This is a genomic window from Streptomyces albidoflavus (assembly GCF_000719955.1).
Taxonomy (GTDB): Bacteria; Actinomycetota; Actinomycetes; order Streptomycetales; family Streptomycetaceae; genus Streptomyces; species Streptomyces albidoflavus.
In genome coordinates this window covers 1-16477 of record NZ_JOII01000027.1, presented here as the reverse complement: position 1 = coordinate 16477, position 16477 = coordinate 1, and the positions used below count along the sequence as shown (strand labels likewise).

The window sequence follows — 16477 nt, the reverse complement described above, 5'->3', positions numbered from 1 at the left end:
GGGCGGCGGCACCGTGCTGAGGGGCGCCGGTGCGGGGGAGAGCGGCGGCCGGGCCGATCCGGACCAGTTGCTTTCGGTTCCGGTCAACTCCCTTACGCGACGCGGTCGTTGTTGATCTCTCCGTGGTCGGGCGTGGCAGAATGCGCCGCGAGCCGCCGGTGTCCGGCCGGCGCGCCGCCGGGAGGGGAGTGCGCGAGATGTCCGCAGACACCGGAGCCAGGGAGCAGGGCCGCCAGGGGGAGGTCCCGGTCGTCGTACCGGGGCCCAAGGGGGTGCCGCTGCTGGGGAGTCTGCCGGAGTTCGGCAAGGACCCGCTCGCCTTCTTCGAGCGGCTGCGCGGCCACGGTGACGTGGTGAGCTGGAACTTCGGCGGCAAGCCCAGCCTCTTCATCGGCGCCCCCGACCTCGTCGGCGAACTGCTGCGCGAGGTGGAGTCCACCTTCGACCAGCCCGATCTGGGCGTCGCCTTCCGCGCCGTCCTCGGCAACGGGGTCACCGTGGCGCGCGGCCGCGACTGGCGCCGCAAACGCTCCCTGGTCCAGCCCTCGGTCCGCCCCAAGCAGGTCAAGTCGTACGCGGCGACCATGGCCTCCTGCGCGGTGGACACCGCCGACGGCTGGCGGGACGGACAGCGGATCGACATCAAGCGCGAGATGGCCGCCCTCACCCAGCGGATCGCGGTCCGCACCATCTTCGGCACCGACGCCGAGGGCGACGTCGAGGCGATCGGGCGGGCCATGGACATCGCCCAGCGCGAGATCGGGGCCGAGTTCAGCGGCATCGGCGCCGTCCTGCCCGACTGGGTGCCGACCCCGGGGCGGCGCCGGGTGCAGAAGGCCGCCGCCGTCATCGACCGGGAGGTGGGCCGGGTCGTCGCCGCCCACCGCGAGGACGGCGAACGGCCGGACCTGCTCAGTCGGCTCCTCACCGCGCAGGACGAGACCGGCAACCGCCTCTCCGAGGAGGAGATCCGCGACGAGACGGTCACGCTCTACATCGGCGGCCACGAGACCACCAGCAGCACCCTGGTGTGGGCCTGGTACCTGCTCGCCCGCAACCCCCGGGTGCGGGCCGCGCTCGACGAGGAGCTGGACCGGGTGCTCGGCGACCGCGAGCCCGGCTTCGACGACTTCGCCCGGCTGCCCTACGCCCAGGCGGTGGTCCAGGAGACGCTGCGCCTCTACCCGATCCTCTGGCTGCTGACCGGCATCGCCAAGGAGGGCGCCTCCCTCGGCGGGCTGCCCGTCGCGCCGGGCACCCGGGTGTGGACCAGCCAGTGGGCGGTCCACCGGGACCCGCGCTGGTACGGGGACGCCGAGGTGTTCCGCCCGGAGCGCTGGCTGGAGGGCGCGGAGGAGTCGATCCCCGAGTACGCCTGGTTCCCGTTCGGGGGCGGCCCCCGGGTCTGCATCGGCGCGCGCTTCGCCACGGTGGAGGCGGTGCTGATCCTCGCCGTGCTGGGCCGCCGGTACGACCTGGACGTCGATCCCGGCGAGATCCGGCCGATGACCACGCTCACCCTCCAGCCCGACCGCGACATGCTCGCCACCGTCCGGGCCCGGGGCGGCGGGGCCTGAGCCACCCGGTGTCCGCACGGCGGGGCCGCACTCCTGAAAGGGGTGCGGCCCCGCGTCGTACCGGCCAATGCCACCCGTCCGGGTGAAGTCGAAAAACTGTGCGTCATACGGGAGTTGAAGGAAGAAAGTATTTCGCGGCGGTCCGGAGGCGCGGTCCGGGGGAGGCCCGGGATCGAGAGAACGGGGCGTCGTCCGAGGTCACGGCGGCGCGCCGTGGAAGGTGCGCCTCCGGTCTTCCGTGAGGCGGCGGAGTCTCGCCCCAGAGCGTCACTCTGTGTGTCCGGGTGGAGGCGTACTGTGCAAAAGGGTTCGAGTGTAGGGCCTGGAAAGGGCCGATGTGCGGCCTTGGGGAATATGCCGCACGGCGGTTTCCCCCGGCACTAAGCTCGCCCGCAGCGCACCGAGTTGAGAACTTCCTGTGCGTTCATCCCCTATCTCCCCCATGGTTCGCACAACTCCCGAGCCGATTGTTCTGAGGGCAATACATGGTGAGTGTCCAATCGCCTCCCGGTGGCCGAGAGACGTCATTCGCACGCGTGCTGCTGCTGCCCGCCGTGCTGATGGCGGCCGCCACCGGAGCCGCCGCGGCCCTGGTCGCCGAGCCCGCCCGGATACCGGTCGCCGTCACCGGAGCCGCCGCCACCCTCGTGGTGATCGCCGTCGCGGCCGAGGCGGTCCGCCGGGGCCGCGCCGCCGCGGCCCTGAGGCTCCAGCACGCCCGCGAGATCGCCCAGCTCGAGCAGCGGCTCGCCGCGCACGACGACGACATCCTGCACCTCGCCCAGGAGCTCATGCCGGCCTGCGTCCGGCGGCTCCAGGTGCACAACCAGTCCCCGTCCGAGGTCATGCGCGCCATGATCGACGGCAGCGAGGTCTACCGCGGACTGCCGCACCCCCAGCGGGTCCTGCTGCGCAACGTGCTGCGCATCGTCGACCGCGAGGAGGCCATGCGTGACTCCGCGCAGCGCGCCTTCGTCAACGTCGCGCGCCGCGTGCAGACCATCGTGCACAAGCAGTCCGCCGACCTGCGCGACATGGAAGAGGACCACGGCCGTACCCCGGAGGTCTTCGACGACCTGCTGCGGATCGACCACGGCACGGCCCTCATCGGCCGTCTCGCCGACAGCATCGCCGTCCTCGGCGGCGCCCGGCCGAGCCGTAAGTGGCCCAAGCCGGTGCCGCTCTTCAGCGTCCTGCGCGGCGCCATGTCGCGGATCATGGACTTCCCCCGCATCGACCTGCACTCGGTCGCCAAGGTCAACGTCGACGGCATCTCCGTCGAGCCGCTCATCCACGCCTGTGCCGAGCTGTTCGACAACGCGACCCGCTACTCGCCGCCGCACACCCGCGTCCACGTCACCGCCCACGAGGTGCAGACCGGCGTCGCCATCGAGATCGAGGACGCGGGCATCAGCCTCAACGACGTCGTCCGCGAGCGGGTCGAACGCAAGCTGGAGGAGGCCAAGGCCGGCATCGACGTGGACGACCTCGGGGAGACGCCCCGCCTCGGCCTCGCCGTCGTCGGCCGCCTGTCGCGGATGTACGACATGCAGATCGCGCTCCGCCAGTCCGCCTACGGCGGCGTCCGCGCGGTCCTCATCGTCCCGCGCGACATGCTCACCGACGAGCCCGCCCCGGCCGTCGCCCACGGCATCGGCGCCGCGGCCGTGCAGCGCGTCGACGACGACGGCAACCTCATCGCCGACGAGCGGCCCTACCGCAAGCGCCGCCCCACCTCCGGCCCGCCGCTGCACTCCTCCCGCTCGATGTCCCCGCCGCCCGAGGACGACGTACCCGTCGTCACGGAGTGGACCCCCGAGGGCCTGCCGCAGCGGCGCAGCCGTGTCCGCGGCGGCTTCCCGCACACCGTCCCGGCGCCCGCACCCGCCGCCGACGACTGGCGGCAGGCGGCACCCACGCCCCAGAAGAAGAAGGAGGAGCCCCAGCCCGGCATCTGGCTGGAGGCCTTCACGAAGGCAGCCAACGGTGTGGACGTCGACTCCGGTACCGCCGCCGGGGACAACGGCCAGCCCTCCCACGGACACCAGGACAACGAAGGGGACCGGACGTGATCCAGCAACGTGCCAACTTTGACTGGATGCTCAAGGAACTGGACGAGGGCGTCCCCGGGGTCCAGCAGATCGTGGTGCTCTCCGCCGACGGCCTGCGGATCGCCCGGTACGGCGGCGACCCGGACGGTGCCGACCGCATCGCCGCCGCCTGCGCCGGGCTCCAGAGCCTGGCGGCGGCGGTCGCCAGTGAGATCCCGGACTCCGACGGCCGGATGCGGATGGTCGTCATCGAGATCGACGGCGGCTTCTTCTACCTGATGGCCGCCGGCGCCGGCGCCTACCTCGCGGTGCTCACCGACGAGACCGTCGACGCGGGGCTCATCGGCAACCGCATGCGCGACCTGGTCATCCGTATCGGCTCCCACCTCACCAGCCCACCGCGCCACGGCGGGTCGGCCGGATGAGCCCTCCCCAGCGCGAGCGCAGGAAGCAGGAGCCGGAAGGCTCCAACCCCGAGCGGCTGTACGTCCTCACCGGCGGTACCGGGGGCGCAGAGCGCGCCCCGATCGACCTGGTCACGCTCATCGTGGCCAGGTCGGGGCCGCCGCCCCCGACCGCCCAGCCCGAACAGGCCGCGGTCCTGCGGCTCTGCCGCCGGCCGCTCTCCGTGGCCGAGCTCTCGGCCTACCTCGCCCTGCCCTTCAGTGTGGTGACGATCCTGCTCACCGATCTGCTCTCCGCCGAGCTGATCGAGTCCCGGGCGCCGATCACCCGCGCGACGCTCCCGGACCGTTCCCTCCTCGAAGCGGTGATGCATGGACTTCAAAAGCTCTGACACGATCACAGGACCCCGGAGCGAGGACGTCCTGCCCGACACGGCCACCGCCGCCGTCAAGGTCGTGATCGTCGGGGGATTCGGCGTCGGGAAGACCACCATGGTCGGCTCGGTCAGCGAGATCCGCCCGCTGACCACCGAGGAGACGATGACGCAGGCCGGTGTCGGCGTCGACGACAACCGGGGCGTCGAGTCCAAGACCGCGACCACCGTCGCGATGGACTTCGGCCGCATCTCCATCACCGACCAGCTCGTCCTCTACCTGTTCGGCACCCCCGGCCAGGAGCGGTTCTGGTTCCTGTGGAACGGCCTCTTCGAAGGCGCGCTCGGCGCCGTCGTCCTGGTCGACACCCGGCGGCTCGAAGTGAGCTTCGACGTCATCGGACGGCTGGAGGAACGCGGCGTCCCCTTCGTCGTCGCGATCAACAGCTTCCCCGAGGCGCCCCGCCACAACCTGGACGACCGGGGGGGGGGGGCGGGGGGGCCCCCCCCCCCCCGGGCGGGGCCCGGCCCCCCCGCCGTGCCCCGCCCGCCGCCCCGCACCGCCCGACCCTTCATCGGAGCATCCACCGTGACGACCCCCAAGGCCCCTCACTCCTTCCCCGGCACCCCCGCCGGGCCGCCCCCCGGCTGCCCCGCCCACGGCGCGGACCCGGTCGGACCGTTCGGAGCCGGCGGGCTGCGCCGGCTCTACGGACCCGAGGCCGAGCGCGACGCCCCCGGGCTCTTCGAGAAGCTCCGCGCCGAGCACGGCCCGGTCGCCCCCGCCCTGCTCCACGACGACGTGCCGATCTGGGTGGTCCTCGGTCACAGCGAGAACCTCCACATGCTCCGCACCCACTCGGTCTACACCCGCAACTCCCGCCGCTGGCGGCTGGTCCAGGACGGCACGCTCGGCCCCGACTACCCGCTCACCCCGCTCTTCGCCTGGCAGCCCATCTGCTCCTTCGCCGAGGGCGCCGAGCGCGAGCGGCTGCGCGGCGCCGTCAACAACGCGATGCAGCAGATCGACTACCGGGGTGTCCGCCGCGCCATCAACCGGCACAGCAACCGCCTGGTCAACGAGTTCGGCCAGGACGGGCGCGCCGACCTGGTCAGCCAGTTCACCGACCACCTGCCGATGCTGGTGATGCTCGACGTCCTCGGCCTGCCCGAGGAGTACAACGAGCAGATGGTCGACGCCGCCCGCGACATGCTCCAGGGCACCGAGACCGCCAACGCCTCCAACGCCGCCATCATGGGCATCCTGGAGCGCCACGTGGCCCGCCGCCGGGCCCAGCCGGACGACGACTTCACCAGCAGCCTCCTGGAGGACGAGGCCCGCCTCACCGACGACGAGGTCGCCCAGCACCTGCGCCTGGTCCTCATCGCCGCCTACGAGGCCACCTCCAACCTCACCGCCAACGTGCTGCGGATGGTCCTCACCGACCCGCGCTTCCGCGCCCAGCTCAACGGCGGCCAGATGACCGTGCCCGAGGCGGTGGAGCAGACCCTCTGGGACCAGCCGCCGTTCAGCAACATGCTCGGCTACTTCGCGGTCCAGGACGCCGAACTGGGCGGCCAGCAGATCCGGAAGGGCGACGCGCTGCTGCTCAACATCGCCGCGGCCAACGTCGACCCGGTGGTCCGCCCCGACCTGGAGGCGAACATGCAGGGCAACCGCGCCCACCTCGCCTTCGGCGGCGGCGTCTACGAGTGCCCCGGCGACGACCTCGGCCGGGCCATCGCCGACACCGGGGTGGACGCGCTGCTGATGCGGCTGCCCGACGTGGAACTCGCCGTCCCCGAGACCGACCTGCACTGGACCAACTCGCTGATCAGCAGCCACCTGAAGGAACTCCCGGTGGTCTTCAGCCCCCGCCAGCCGCTGGAACTCAGCAGCAGCCCCGGCCAGACCGGCGCCTCCCGCACCGACTGGGAGATCTCCTCGCCCGCCCCGCGGCCCCCGGCCGCCGGGCCGGTCCCGCCGCAGGCCGCCCCGCACGTCCCGGCGCCGCCCGCCGCGGACGGGCCCGTGGCCACCGTGCCCGCGCAGCGCCGGGGCGCCTGGCGCCGGCTCGTGGAGTGGGTGCGCGGCGGCTGACCCGGTGCCGTGCGACGGCGGGTGAGGGACCCGGGGTGACCGGTCCCTCACCCGCCGTTCCGTCTGTCGCGCGAGGTCAGGCCGGATCGGGCACGCCCCGCGCCCACCGGTCGTACGCGGTCCACGCGGTCAGTTGGCGGGTGCTGGTGAAGTGGCGTGCGGCGCCTGTCACCGGGTCGGTGAACTCGACGGTGCGGGCGAGGAGTTGCAGGGGGCGGCGGAAGTCGTCCGGGGCCGGGTCGGTGAGGTGGGGGTAGACGGGGTCGCCGAGGATCGGCACGCCCAGGGAGTTCAGGTGGACCCGCAGCTGGTGGGTGCGGCCGGTGTGCGGCAGCAGGCGGTAGTGGCCGAGGGTGCCCCGGTGGGCGAGGAGTTCGACGCGGGTCTCGGCGTTGGCCTCGCCCGGGACCTCCTGGGCGGCGATCACCCCGCGCTCCTTGACGATGCGGCTGCGGACCGTGCGGGGGAGGGCCAGCCCGGGGTCGTACCCGGCCACCGCCTCGTACTCCTTGCGGACCAGGCGGTCGCTGAAGAGGCGCTGGTAGGCGGCGCGTTCGGCGGGGCGCACGGTGAGCAGGACCAGGCCGGCGGTGAGGCGGTCCAGGCGGTGGGCGGGGCTCAGCTCCGGCAGCTCCAGGCGGGTGCGCAGCAGCGCCAGGGCGGTCTGCGTGACATGGCGGCCGCGTGGGGTGGTGGCGAGGAAGTGCGGCTTGTCGACCACCACGAGGTGCTCGTCGCGGAAGAGCACCACCGGCGGGTACGGGGCCGGGACCTCCGGGGCGCGCCGGCGGTGGAACCAGACCTGCCCGCCCGGCACGTACGGCGCGTCGGCCGCGACCGGCCGCCCGTCGCCGGTGACCACCTCGCCCCCGGCGAAGAGCGCGTCGACCTCGGCCGCCGCCACCGGCAGCCGCTCCACCAGATGGTCCCGGACCGTCGCCCACGGCCCCTCCAGCGGCAGCCGCACCCGGACGGGCCCGATGCCGTCGCGCTGCGGCAGCGGAGCGGGCGTACGGCGGGATCTTCGGCTCATCCGGCCAGCCTACGAGAGGCCGGCGGACGGCGGCGCGCGGAAGGGCGGAGGGTGCCCCGGGCACCCTCCGCCCTCACTCCACCCCGGGTCAGCCGGCCTTCGGCATCAGGACGGTGTCGACGATGTAGACGGTGGCGTTGGCGGTCGGCACGTTGCCGCAGACGACCTTGGAGTTGTCGTTGACGGTGTAGTCCGTGCCGGAGCCCATGGTGGTGAGCTTACTCTTCTCCAGCGTCTCGAAGGAGCCGTCCTCCAGCTGCTTCGGGGTCAGCTTCTGGCCCACCACGTGGTAGGTGAGGACCTTGGTCAGCCCCTCCTTGTCGGCGAGGAGCTTGTCGAGGTCGGCCTTGGGGATCTTGGCGAAGGCGTCGTTGGTCGGCGCGAAGACCGTGATGTTCTCGGCGTTGTTCAGGGTGTCGACCAGACCGGCCTTCTTCACCGCGGTGACCAGGGTGGACAGCTCGGGGTTGTTGGAGGCGGCGGTGGCGACCGGGTCCTTGGCCATGCCGTCGAAGCTGCCCGCGCCCTCCTTCGGCACGGAGGAACAGGCCGGACCGAAGGGCTCGTTCGAGGTCTGGTCCTTGTCCATCCCCTCGGACTTCTCCGGGCTCTGCTGCGAGGCGGCCGACGACGGCGCCTCGGCCGCCTTGTCACCGCTCTCGGAGGAGCAGGCCGCGAGGCTGACGGGAAGGATCGCGGCGGCGGCGACGGCGACGGCGGTACGGCGGATACGGGTGGTGAACATGGTGGTGCTCCTTGTCGGTGAACCGCTGGGCGGCTCGTCGGTACTGCGGAAAACGGACGGACCCTTGTCGGACGGGTTCCGGGGGGTCCTCGGGAAAGGCCCTCACAGGCCCCGGGAGGTGGCCGGCGGAAGTCAGTCCACGCTGACCACCACCGAATGGAGGCCGGTCGCGCCGTCGGGCACGGTGCCCTGACGGCGGGAGGTCTGTACGGCGCCGGTGGCGTCGGTGGCCCGCACGTGAAGGGTGTGGCTGCCCTCGGTGGCGGGCCAGTCCCAGACCCACTGGCGCCAGGTGTCGAGGTTCGCCTCGGCGGCGAGCCGGGCGTCCTGCCACGGGCCGTCGTCGACGCGTATCTCGACCCGGCGGATGCCCCGGTGCTGCGCCCAGGCCACCCCGGCGACGCGCACGGTTCCGGCGCGGAGCCGGGCGAAGGGGCGCGGGGTGTCGATCCGCGACTGCGTCTTGATGGGCGCCTCGCGGGCCCAGTCGCGCCGGACCCAGTACGGGTCGAAGGCGTCGAAGGTGGTCAGCTCCAGCTCCTGGAGCCACTTGCAGGCGGAGACGTAGCCGTACAGGCCGGGCACCACCATGCGGACCGGGAAGCCGTGCCGGAAGGGCAGCGGTTCGCCGTTCATGCCGACCGCGAGGATCGCGTCCCGGCCGTCCATGACGGTGTCGACCGGGGTGCCGAGGGACATGCCGTCGACCGAGCGGGAGACCAGCTGGTCGGCGGGGCCGCCCCGGGACGGCGGACGGACCCCGGCCTCCTCCAGCAGTGGCGCCAGCGGCACGCCGAGCCAGCGGGCGCTGCTCACGTACGGGCCGCCGACCTCGTTGGAGACGCAGGTCAGGGTGATGTCCCGCTCGATCATGTCGCGGCGCAGCAACTGGTCGAAGTCCAGCTCCAGGGGGCGCCGGACGCCCTCGCCGTGCACCTTCAGCCGCCAGCTCCCGGCGTCGACCCGGGGGACGACCAGGGCGGTGTCGACGCGGTAGAAGTCGCGGTTGGGGGTGGTGAAGGGGCTCAGGCCCTCGACACGGGGCCGGGCCTGGGCCGGGATCGGCCGCGCGGGCGAGGACGGCCTCGGCAGCCGCACCGCGGCCCGGGACGCCTCGGCGTCGGCGGCGCCCGAGGCACCCAGCCGGCGCCCGGCGAACCCGGCCCCGGCGGAGACGGCGACCGAGGCGCCGGCCGCGAGGACGAAGCCGCGCCGGTCGAGGGCGGCCCGCTCGCGGGACACCTCCTCCGTACCCCGGCCGGCGCCCGTCAGGCGGCCGATGAGCAGCCAGAGCACACCGGCACCGGCCAGCGCCCCGGCCGCCGAGGGCAGGGCGTCCAGCGGGCCGGAGCCGGGGCGGCTGAGGGCGGCGGCGACACCGATCACGCCGAACACCAGGACTCCGGCGACGCCCGCCCGGCGGTTGCGGCGGGCCACCAGCCCCACGGCGGCGGCGAAGAGGGTGAGCAGGACGAGGATGCCGCCCAGCAGGACCACCTTGTCGTCCTCGCCGAAGGTGCGGATCGCCCAGTCCTTGACCTCCACGGGGGTCCTGTCGATGACGGCGCCGCCCACGGCGGTGACGGGGCTCGACTCGGGACGTACCGCCGCCGAGAGCAGCTCACCCGCGGCGAGCGCCGCGAAGGCGGCGATCACTCCGGACAGGGCGGCGAGCGCGGCCCGGGCCGTCCGGGTGCGCCTGCGGGGTGCGGTGCTCGTCTCTTCGGTCACACCAGCTATTCGGCGCCACCGGGGTGAGGGATTGGTCTGTCACTCGATGGAGTGAGGACTTCTTTCCAGGGATAGTTCTGAGCTGGTCTTTTGTCAGGCGGTCCGGTGTGCGCGGGAGTTGACGGGCTGACAAAGGAGAGCCGCCCCCGTCCACCGGGACAGCGGGTGGACGAGGGCGGCGGCGGGGGCTGCCGGCGGGTCAGGCCGGCAGGTTCAGCAGCCCGACCGGGTCGGAGGTCGGCTGCTCGGAGCCGCCCGGCGGTTCGACGGTGATGCCGACCCCGGACGCCTCGCCGACCCCGCCCTCCAGGCGGACGGCCTCCACACCGTCGCCGCGCGAGGGCGGCATCAGGCCGGCGGAGCGCATGGTGCCGCCGTCGTCGAACCAGAGCTGGTACACCTTCCCCTCCGGAGGCGCGGGCATGTCCGCCGCGAGGAGCACCGCCTCGTCCAGCGAGGCCGAGACGACGACCGTGGCGCGCGTCCCCTCGCCCAGCCGGGCAGACTCCGAGCGGGCGTCGGGCGCGGCCAGCACCCGGGCCACCGAGGCCGCCTGGCGCTCCGCCGCCTCGGCCCGCTGCCGCGCCTGCTCGGCCTCCTGGTGCTGCCAGACGGCTACCCCGCCGAGCCCGGCGACGGCCGCGAGGCAGGCGGCGAGCGCGAAGCCGGTGAAGCGGCGGGCCCGCCCGGCGCGGGGCGTGGTGGTGGCGGCCGCGGTGCGGGGCGGCTCCTGCCGTACCTCGCCGATGCGGCGCAGGACCTGGTCCTTCATCGCGGGCGGCGGCACCGCGGCCTCGGCCAGACCGAGGCGGGCCGCGGTGGCCGTGAGTTCGGCGACCTCGGTGGTGCACGCCGGGCAGTCCGCGAGGTGGCGGTCGAAGGCGTCGCGTTCCTCCTCGGAGAGGGCGTGCAGCGCGTAGGCGCCGGTCAGCGTGTGGAGTTCGGCGGTGGTCATGCGCTCACCCCCAGGCAGTCGCGCAGCCGGATGAGGCCGTCGCGCAGGCGGGTCTTCACCGTGCCGAGCGGCACGCTGAGCAGTTCGGCGACCTCGCGGTAGGCGAGGCCGCGGTAGTAGGCGAGGCTGACCGACTCGCGCTGCAGCTCGGTGAGGGTGCGCAGGCAGCGGCGGACCTGCTCGCGCTCCAGCCGGGTCTCGACCTGCTCGGCGACCTCGTCGAAGGCGGGGGTGCGGTCGAGCAGGGCGGCCCGCTCCTCGCGGTCGGCGGCGGCCTGGGCGGAACGGACCCGATCGACGGCGCGCCGGTGCGCCAGCGTCATCACCCAGGTCATGACGGTCCCCTTGGCGGGCCGGTAGCGCGCGGCGGTGCGCCAGACCTCGACCAGCACCTCCTGGGCCACCTCCTCGGACTGCGCCGGGTCGCGGAGCACGCGGCGGACCAGACCGAGGACGGGTCCGGCCACGGTGTCGTACACGGTGGTGAAGGCATCCCGGTCGCCGACGGCGACCTGGCCCATCAACGCCTCCAGGTCGGGCACCGCCGACGGGGGCGGGCCGATGCGGACGGGTTCCTTCACACGTACTCCTTCGCCGGGTCCGGGCGCAGTATGACCACTGCTCGGGGGATTCGGCGCGGAGCGGCGGACGGATTGGCCCGGCCGGGAGGTTTTGCCGTTCCGTGACCTCCGGGCGTGGCGGCGCCCCGGGCCGGGGGCTCTGGCATGCCCCGGCCCGGGGCGCGCGGGCCCGTCCCTCACCTGTCTCCGGCCGACTCCGGAGGCAGGCGGGGAGGGCGGGCCCGGGGTACGGACGGCTCTGGTGCCCGTACCCCGGGAGTCGGGGTCAGGCCGCGGTGGCGGCCCCGGCCTGCTCCTGCTCGGCCTCGACCTGGGCGTTCCAGTCGCGCTTGGAGGCCTGCCAGCCGTCCTCGTCGTGACCCAGGCGCCAGTAGCCGGAGATGGAGAGCTGCTCGCGGGCGATGCCGCGCTCCATCCGCAGATGGCGGCGGAGGTCCTTGACGAAGCCGGCCTCGCCGTGGACGAAGGCCAGCACCTCGCCCTCGGGGAACTCCAGCGAGCGGACGGCCTCGGTGACCAGGGAGCCGACCGGCGCGTCGCCCCGGTGCAGCCAGACCACGTTCTTGCCCTGCGGCCCGTCGATCTCCTGCTCCTCCTCCGGACCGGAGATCTCGACGTAGGCGCGGACCTCGGCGTCGGCCGGGAGCGCCTCCAGGGCGGCGGCGATGGCCGGCAGGGCGCTCTCGTCCCCGGCCAGCAGGTGCCAGTCGGCCTGGTCGCCGGGGGCGTAGGCGCCGCCCGGGCCGAGCAGGCGGATCTCGTCGCCGGGGACGGCGGCGGAGGCCCAGGGGCCTGCCAGCCCGCTGTCGCCGTGGACGACGAAGTCCACCGTGATCTCCCGCGCCTCGGCGTCCCAGCGGCGGACCGTGTACGTACGCGTCACCGGCCACTGGTCGCGCGGCAGCTCGGCGCGGATCGCCGCGATGTCGAAGGGCTCCGGGTAGGTGACGCCCTTCGGCGGGAAGAGCACCTTCACGTAGTGGTCGGTGAACTCGTCGGCCGAGAAGTGGGCCAGGCCCTCGCCGCCGAGGACGATCCGCTGCATGTGGGGGGTGAGCCGTTCCGTCCGCACCACCCGCGCGAGATGGGTCTGCGGAGCCTTGCGTGCCGGACGGTCCGCCATGGAGGGGCCTCCCTGATCGGGTGTGGTTAGGTGAGCCTAAGTTAACACCCGGACCGGTAGGTGTGGCGAGGGCGCCTTCCGCGCGCCCGCGCGCTCAGGCGCGCAACACCGCCAGCAGCCGCTCCAGCGAGCCTCCCAGGTTCCACCGCTCCGCCAGGGCGGCCAGCGCCTCGGGGTCGCGCGGCGTGCTCGGCAGAGTGGGGTCGAACGGGGCCAGCTCGACGTCGGTGGCGACGCGGACCACCTTCGGGGCCACCGCCAGGTACGGGCGGGCCTCCAGGAGCCGCTTGCGCTGGGCGGGGGTCACCTTGGAGCGGGGGTCCTCGGCGGCGGCGACGATGCCGGCCACGTCGCCGTAGGCGGCGAGCAGCTTGGCGGCCGTCTTCTCGCCGACGCCCGGGACGCCGGGGAGGCCGTCGCTCGGGTCGCCGCGCAGCAGGGCCAGCTCGGCGTAGCCCGCGCCGTCGACGCCGTACTTCTCCCTCAGGAGTTCCTCGTCGGTGAGCTGGAGGGTGCCGACGCCCTTGAGGGGATAGAGGACGCGCACGCCCCGCGCGTCGTCGACCAGCTGGTAGAGGTCGCGGTCGCCGGTGACGATGTCGACCGGGCCCTCGGCGGCGGTGGCCAGGGTGCCGATGACGTCGTCGGCCTCGTAGCCGGCCGCCTCGGCGCGGGCGATGCCCAGCGCGTCGAGCACGGCCTCGATCACCGGCACCTGCGGCGAGAGGGTGTCCGGGGTCTCCTCCACGTCCGGTCCCTCGGGGGTCTCCTCCGCCACCCGGTGGGCCTTGTACGTCGGGATCAGCTCGACCCGCCAGGCCGGGCGCCAGTCGGCGTCCATGCAGGCGACCAGGGTGTCCGGGCGGTGGTCCTGGACCAGCCGGGCGATGAAGTCGAGCAGGCCTCGGACGGCGTTGACCGGGGTGCCGTCGGGGGCCCGGACCGTGTCGGGGACGCCGAAGTAGGCCCGGAAGTACAGGGAGGCGGTGTCCAGGAGCATGAGGCGCGGTGTTGGCTGAGTCACCCCGGCATCATCGCGCACCGGTGGGCCGGACGCGGTGGACGTGCGGGAGGCGGCGGGCGGGTCGGGCCGCCGGGGGAGTGGCTGAAAGAGAGGGCTTCACGCGCCCGGATTCGTCACGTAGAGTAACCGGAAGGCGTCGGTGGGCGAGATTCGTGCACGGAAAGTGAACTGGCTCACGTCTTTGTTTGAATTTTTTAAGTCCGGGCAGGCGCGCAGCCGGAGCGGACCCGGGCGCGGCGCCAACACGCCAATTTCCCGGGGCACGGGCGGAACCGTGCTGCTCCGCGGCCCGCCGGCGGGGGAGGCGGGCCGTCGTCGTGACAAATCGAGAGGTGTATGTGTCCAGGCTGCAAGCCGAGCACTTGTACAAAGTGTTCGGAAGACGACCCGATGAAGCAGTGCAACGACTGGAGAAGGGAGTCGACCGCGACGAGCTGCGTGCCGAAGGCACCACGGCCGCGGTGATCGACGCCTCCTTCTCCGTCGAGCCGGGCCAGATCTTCGTCGTCATGGGGCTCTCCGGCTCCGGCAAGTCGACGCTGCTGCGCATGCTGAACGGGCTCCTCGAGCCCACCGCCGGGCACGTCCGCTTCGATGGCCAGGACCTGACCGAACTGGCCCCCGCGGACCTGCGCGCCGTCCGCTCGCAGAAGATCAGCATGGTCTTCCAGCACTTCGCGCTCTTCCCGCACCGCAGCGTGCTGGAGAACGCCGGATACGGCCTGGAGGTCCAGGGTGTGCCGCGCGCCGAGCGTGAGCGCCGCGCCCTGGAGGCGCTGGAGCTGGCCGGGCTCGCCGGCTGGGAGAAGTCCTGGCCCGACGAGCTCTCCGGCGGCATGCAGCAGCGTGTGGGCCTGGCTCGCGCGCTGGCCACCGACGCCGACCTGCTGCTGATGGACGAGTCGTTCAGCGCCCTCGACCCGCTGATCCGCCGCGACATGCAGGACCAGCTCCTGGAGCTGCAGAAGCGGCTGAAGAAGACCATCGTCTTCATCACCCACGACCTCAACGAGGCGATGCGCCTCGGCGACCGCATCGCCGTCATGCGCGACGGCCGCATCGTGCAGATCGGGACCTCCGAGGACATCCTCGTCACCCCGGCCAACGACTACGTCGCCTCCTTCACCCAGGACGTCGACCGCTCCCGCGTGCTGACCGCCGGGGCGATCATGGCGGACGCGGACACCGTGACGGCCGCCCCCGCAGCCAAGGAGTCCGGCGGGAAGAGCCTCGGCAAGGCCGCCCGCACCGAGCGCGAGATCCTCGACGCCGCCCCCGCCGTGGTCGGCGAGGACACGCCGATCATCGAGCTGTTCACCCCCTGCGCCACCAGCACCGAGCCGGTCGCCGTGACCGATGCCGCCGGAAAGCTGGTCGGTGTCGTGCCGCGCGAGCGGCTCCTCGCCGTGCTCGGCGAGCCGATGTCCCCCTCGGCGCCGCGTGACGCCGCCGACGAGGACGAGGGCAAGGTGAGCGCCCATGCCTAGGCTGCCCTTCGGTGAGTGGGTCGACTCCGGTGTCGACTGGCTCCAGAACAACCTCGCCTGGCTCTTCGACGCGATCAGCGCCGTCGTCAAGGGCCTGGACACCGGCATCAACGCGGTTCTCACCGCCCCCGAGCCGCTGCTGCTCGCCGGTATCTTCGCCGTCATCGCCTGGTGGCTGCGCGGCCTGCTGGCCGGCGTCCTGAGCTTCGTCGGATTCGGCCTCATCATCTCGATGGAGCTGTGGGACGACGCGATGGCCACGCTGTCGCTGGTGCTGGTCGCCACCCTGGTCGCGATCGTGCTGTCCGTGCCGCTCGGTATATGGGCGGCCCGCTCCCGCACGGTGAGCGCCGTGCTGCGACCTGTCCTGGACTTCATGCAGACCATGCCCGGCATGGTCTACCTGCTGCCGGCCGTCATCTTCTTCGGCCTCGGCGCCGCCCCCGGCATCGTCGCCACCATCATCTTCGCGATGCCCCCGGGCGTCCGGATGACCGAGCTGGGCATCCGCCAGGTCGACAAGGAGCTGGTGGAGGCGGCCGAAGCCTTCGGTACGACGCCCCGCAACACCCTGTTGCGGGTGCAGCTGCCGCTGGCGCTCTCCACGATCATGGCCGGTGTCAACCAGGTCATCATGCTGGGCCTGTCGATGGTCGTCATCGCGGGCATGGTCGGCGCCGCCGGCCTCGGCAGCTCGGTCTACGAGGGCATCAGCCAGCTGAACATCGGCCTCGGTTTCGAAGCCGGTGTCTCCATCGTGATCCTCGCGATCTACCTGGACCGCCTCACCAGCGGCCTGGGCCAGCAGGTCTCGCCGGTCGGCCGCCGTGCCATCGCCAAGGCCCGCACCGCCGCCGCCGGCGGCAAGAAGATCTGGAGCTACCGGCCGCAGACCGCCGTCGCCATGGTCGGCGTCGTCGTCCTCGCCCTGATCGCGGGCGGCATGGGTGCCCTCGGCTCCTCGGACAACGAGGCCCAGGCCGACTCCGGCAACGTGGGCCAGGGCCGCGAGATCAACATCGGCTACATCCCCTGGGACGAAGGCATCGCCTCCACCTACCTGTGGAAGGAGATGCTGGAGCAGCGCGGATTCAAGGTCAACGCCCAGCAGTACGAGGCGGGTGCCTTGTACACGGGTATGGCCAACGGTGAGATCGACTTCGAGACCGATTCCTGGCTCCCGACCACGCACGAGTCGTACTGGAAGAAGTACGGCGACAAGCTGGAGGACATGGGTTCGTGGTACGGCCCGACCTCTCTGGAGATCGCGGTTCCCTCGTATGTGAAGGGG

Annotated in this window: 14 protein-coding genes and 1 pseudogene; 8 read left to right on the top strand and 7 right to left on the bottom strand. The window is 73.0% G+C overall.

Features of this window, described 5'->3' with window-relative positions:
• Positions 1-197: 197 nt before the first annotated feature.
• The 6 genes and pseudogenes from IF45_RS0123445 to IF45_RS0123425 all read left to right on the top strand — a co-directional run bounded on the left by IF45_RS0123445 (position 198) and on the right by IF45_RS0123425 (position 6507).
• A complete protein-coding gene (locus tag IF45_RS0123445; protein ID WP_030309381.1) occupies positions 198-1577 on the top strand; it encodes a cytochrome P450 in 1380 nt (459 codons plus the stop codon).
• Between the two features lie 485 nt (positions 1578-2062).
• On the top strand, positions 2063-3649 hold the full coding sequence (locus IF45_RS0123440; protein WP_003947187.1) for a sensor histidine kinase: 1587 nt from the start codon (positions 2063-2065) through the stop codon (positions 3647-3649).
• Positions 3646-4053, top strand: coding sequence for a roadblock/LC7 domain-containing protein (locus tag IF45_RS0123435; protein WP_003947186.1), 408 nt, complete (start codon positions 3646-3648; stop codon positions 4051-4053). The genes IF45_RS0123440 and IF45_RS0123435 overlap by 4 nt, the downstream gene beginning before the upstream one ends.
• Positions 4050-4424, top strand: coding sequence for a DUF742 domain-containing protein (locus tag IF45_RS0123430; protein ID WP_003947185.1), 375 nt, complete (start codon positions 4050-4052; stop codon positions 4422-4424). The genes IF45_RS0123435 and IF45_RS0123430 overlap by 4 nt, the downstream gene beginning before the upstream one ends.
• Positions 4405-4845 (top strand): annotated as a pseudogene (locus IF45_RS34450) (GTP-binding protein); the annotation flags it as partial. The gene IF45_RS0123430 and the pseudogene IF45_RS34450, both read left to right, overlap by 20 nt.
• A 150-nt stretch (positions 4846-4995) precedes the next feature.
• Positions 4996-6507 carry a cytochrome P450 gene (locus IF45_RS0123425; RefSeq protein ID WP_010636656.1) on the top strand — a complete coding sequence of 504 codons (1512 nt, stop codon included), beginning with the start codon at positions 4996-4998 and terminating at the stop codon, positions 6505-6507.
• Between the two features lie 76 nt (positions 6508-6583).
• Here IF45_RS0123425 and IF45_RS0123420 read toward each other — a convergent pair whose 3' ends face one another.
• The 7 genes from IF45_RS0123420 to IF45_RS0123390 form a co-directional block, all read right to left on the bottom strand.
• Complete coding sequence (locus IF45_RS0123420; RefSeq protein WP_030309378.1) at positions 6584-7540, bottom strand: pseudouridine synthase; 957 nt, start codon at positions 7538-7540, stop codon at positions 6584-6586.
• An 88-nt stretch (positions 7541-7628) separates the two neighbouring features.
• Positions 7629-8285: a fasciclin domain-containing protein gene (locus tag IF45_RS0123415; protein WP_008414761.1), complete on the bottom strand. Its 657-nt coding sequence runs from the start codon at positions 8283-8285 to the stop codon at positions 7629-7631.
• A 132-nt stretch (positions 8286-8417) separates the two neighbouring features.
• Complete coding sequence (locus IF45_RS0123410; RefSeq protein ID WP_030309375.1) at positions 8418-10016, bottom strand: molybdopterin-dependent oxidoreductase; 1599 nt, start codon at positions 10014-10016, stop codon at positions 8418-8420.
• 199 nt (positions 10017-10215) lie between these two features.
• Positions 10216-10971, bottom strand: a complete 756-nt coding sequence (locus IF45_RS0123405) for an anti-sigma factor (RefSeq protein WP_003947179.1) — start codon at positions 10969-10971, stop codon at positions 10216-10218.
• Complete coding sequence (locus tag IF45_RS0123400; RefSeq protein WP_010636651.1) at positions 10968-11552, bottom strand: sigma-70 family RNA polymerase sigma factor; 585 nt, start codon at positions 11550-11552, stop codon at positions 10968-10970. The genes IF45_RS0123405 and IF45_RS0123400 overlap by 4 nt, the downstream gene beginning before the upstream one ends.
• Before the next feature lie 265 nt (positions 11553-11817).
• A complete protein-coding gene (locus IF45_RS0123395) occupies positions 11818-12675 on the bottom strand; it encodes a siderophore-interacting protein (protein WP_003947177.1) in 858 nt (285 codons plus the stop codon).
• Between the two features lie 94 nt (positions 12676-12769).
• The gene (locus IF45_RS0123390; RefSeq protein WP_018895466.1) at positions 12770-13675 is read right to left on the bottom strand and encodes a 5'-3' exonuclease; all 906 of its coding nucleotides are present in this window, start codon (positions 13673-13675) and stop codon (positions 12770-12772) included.
• Between the two features lie 362 nt (positions 13676-14037).
• Here IF45_RS0123390 and IF45_RS0123385 point away from each other — a divergent pair, with 362 nt between their 5' ends.
• Together IF45_RS0123385 and IF45_RS0123380 are read left to right on the top strand one after the other, a co-directional pair.
• Entirely contained in the window at positions 14038-15186 is a 1149-nt protein-coding gene (locus tag IF45_RS0123385) for a quaternary amine ABC transporter ATP-binding protein (protein ID WP_174905225.1), read from the top strand.
• On the top strand, positions 15179-16477 hold a 1299-nt coding region (locus tag IF45_RS0123380), incomplete at its 3' end, for an ABC transporter permease subunit (protein ID WP_030309367.1). The genes IF45_RS0123385 and IF45_RS0123380, both read left to right, overlap by 8 nt.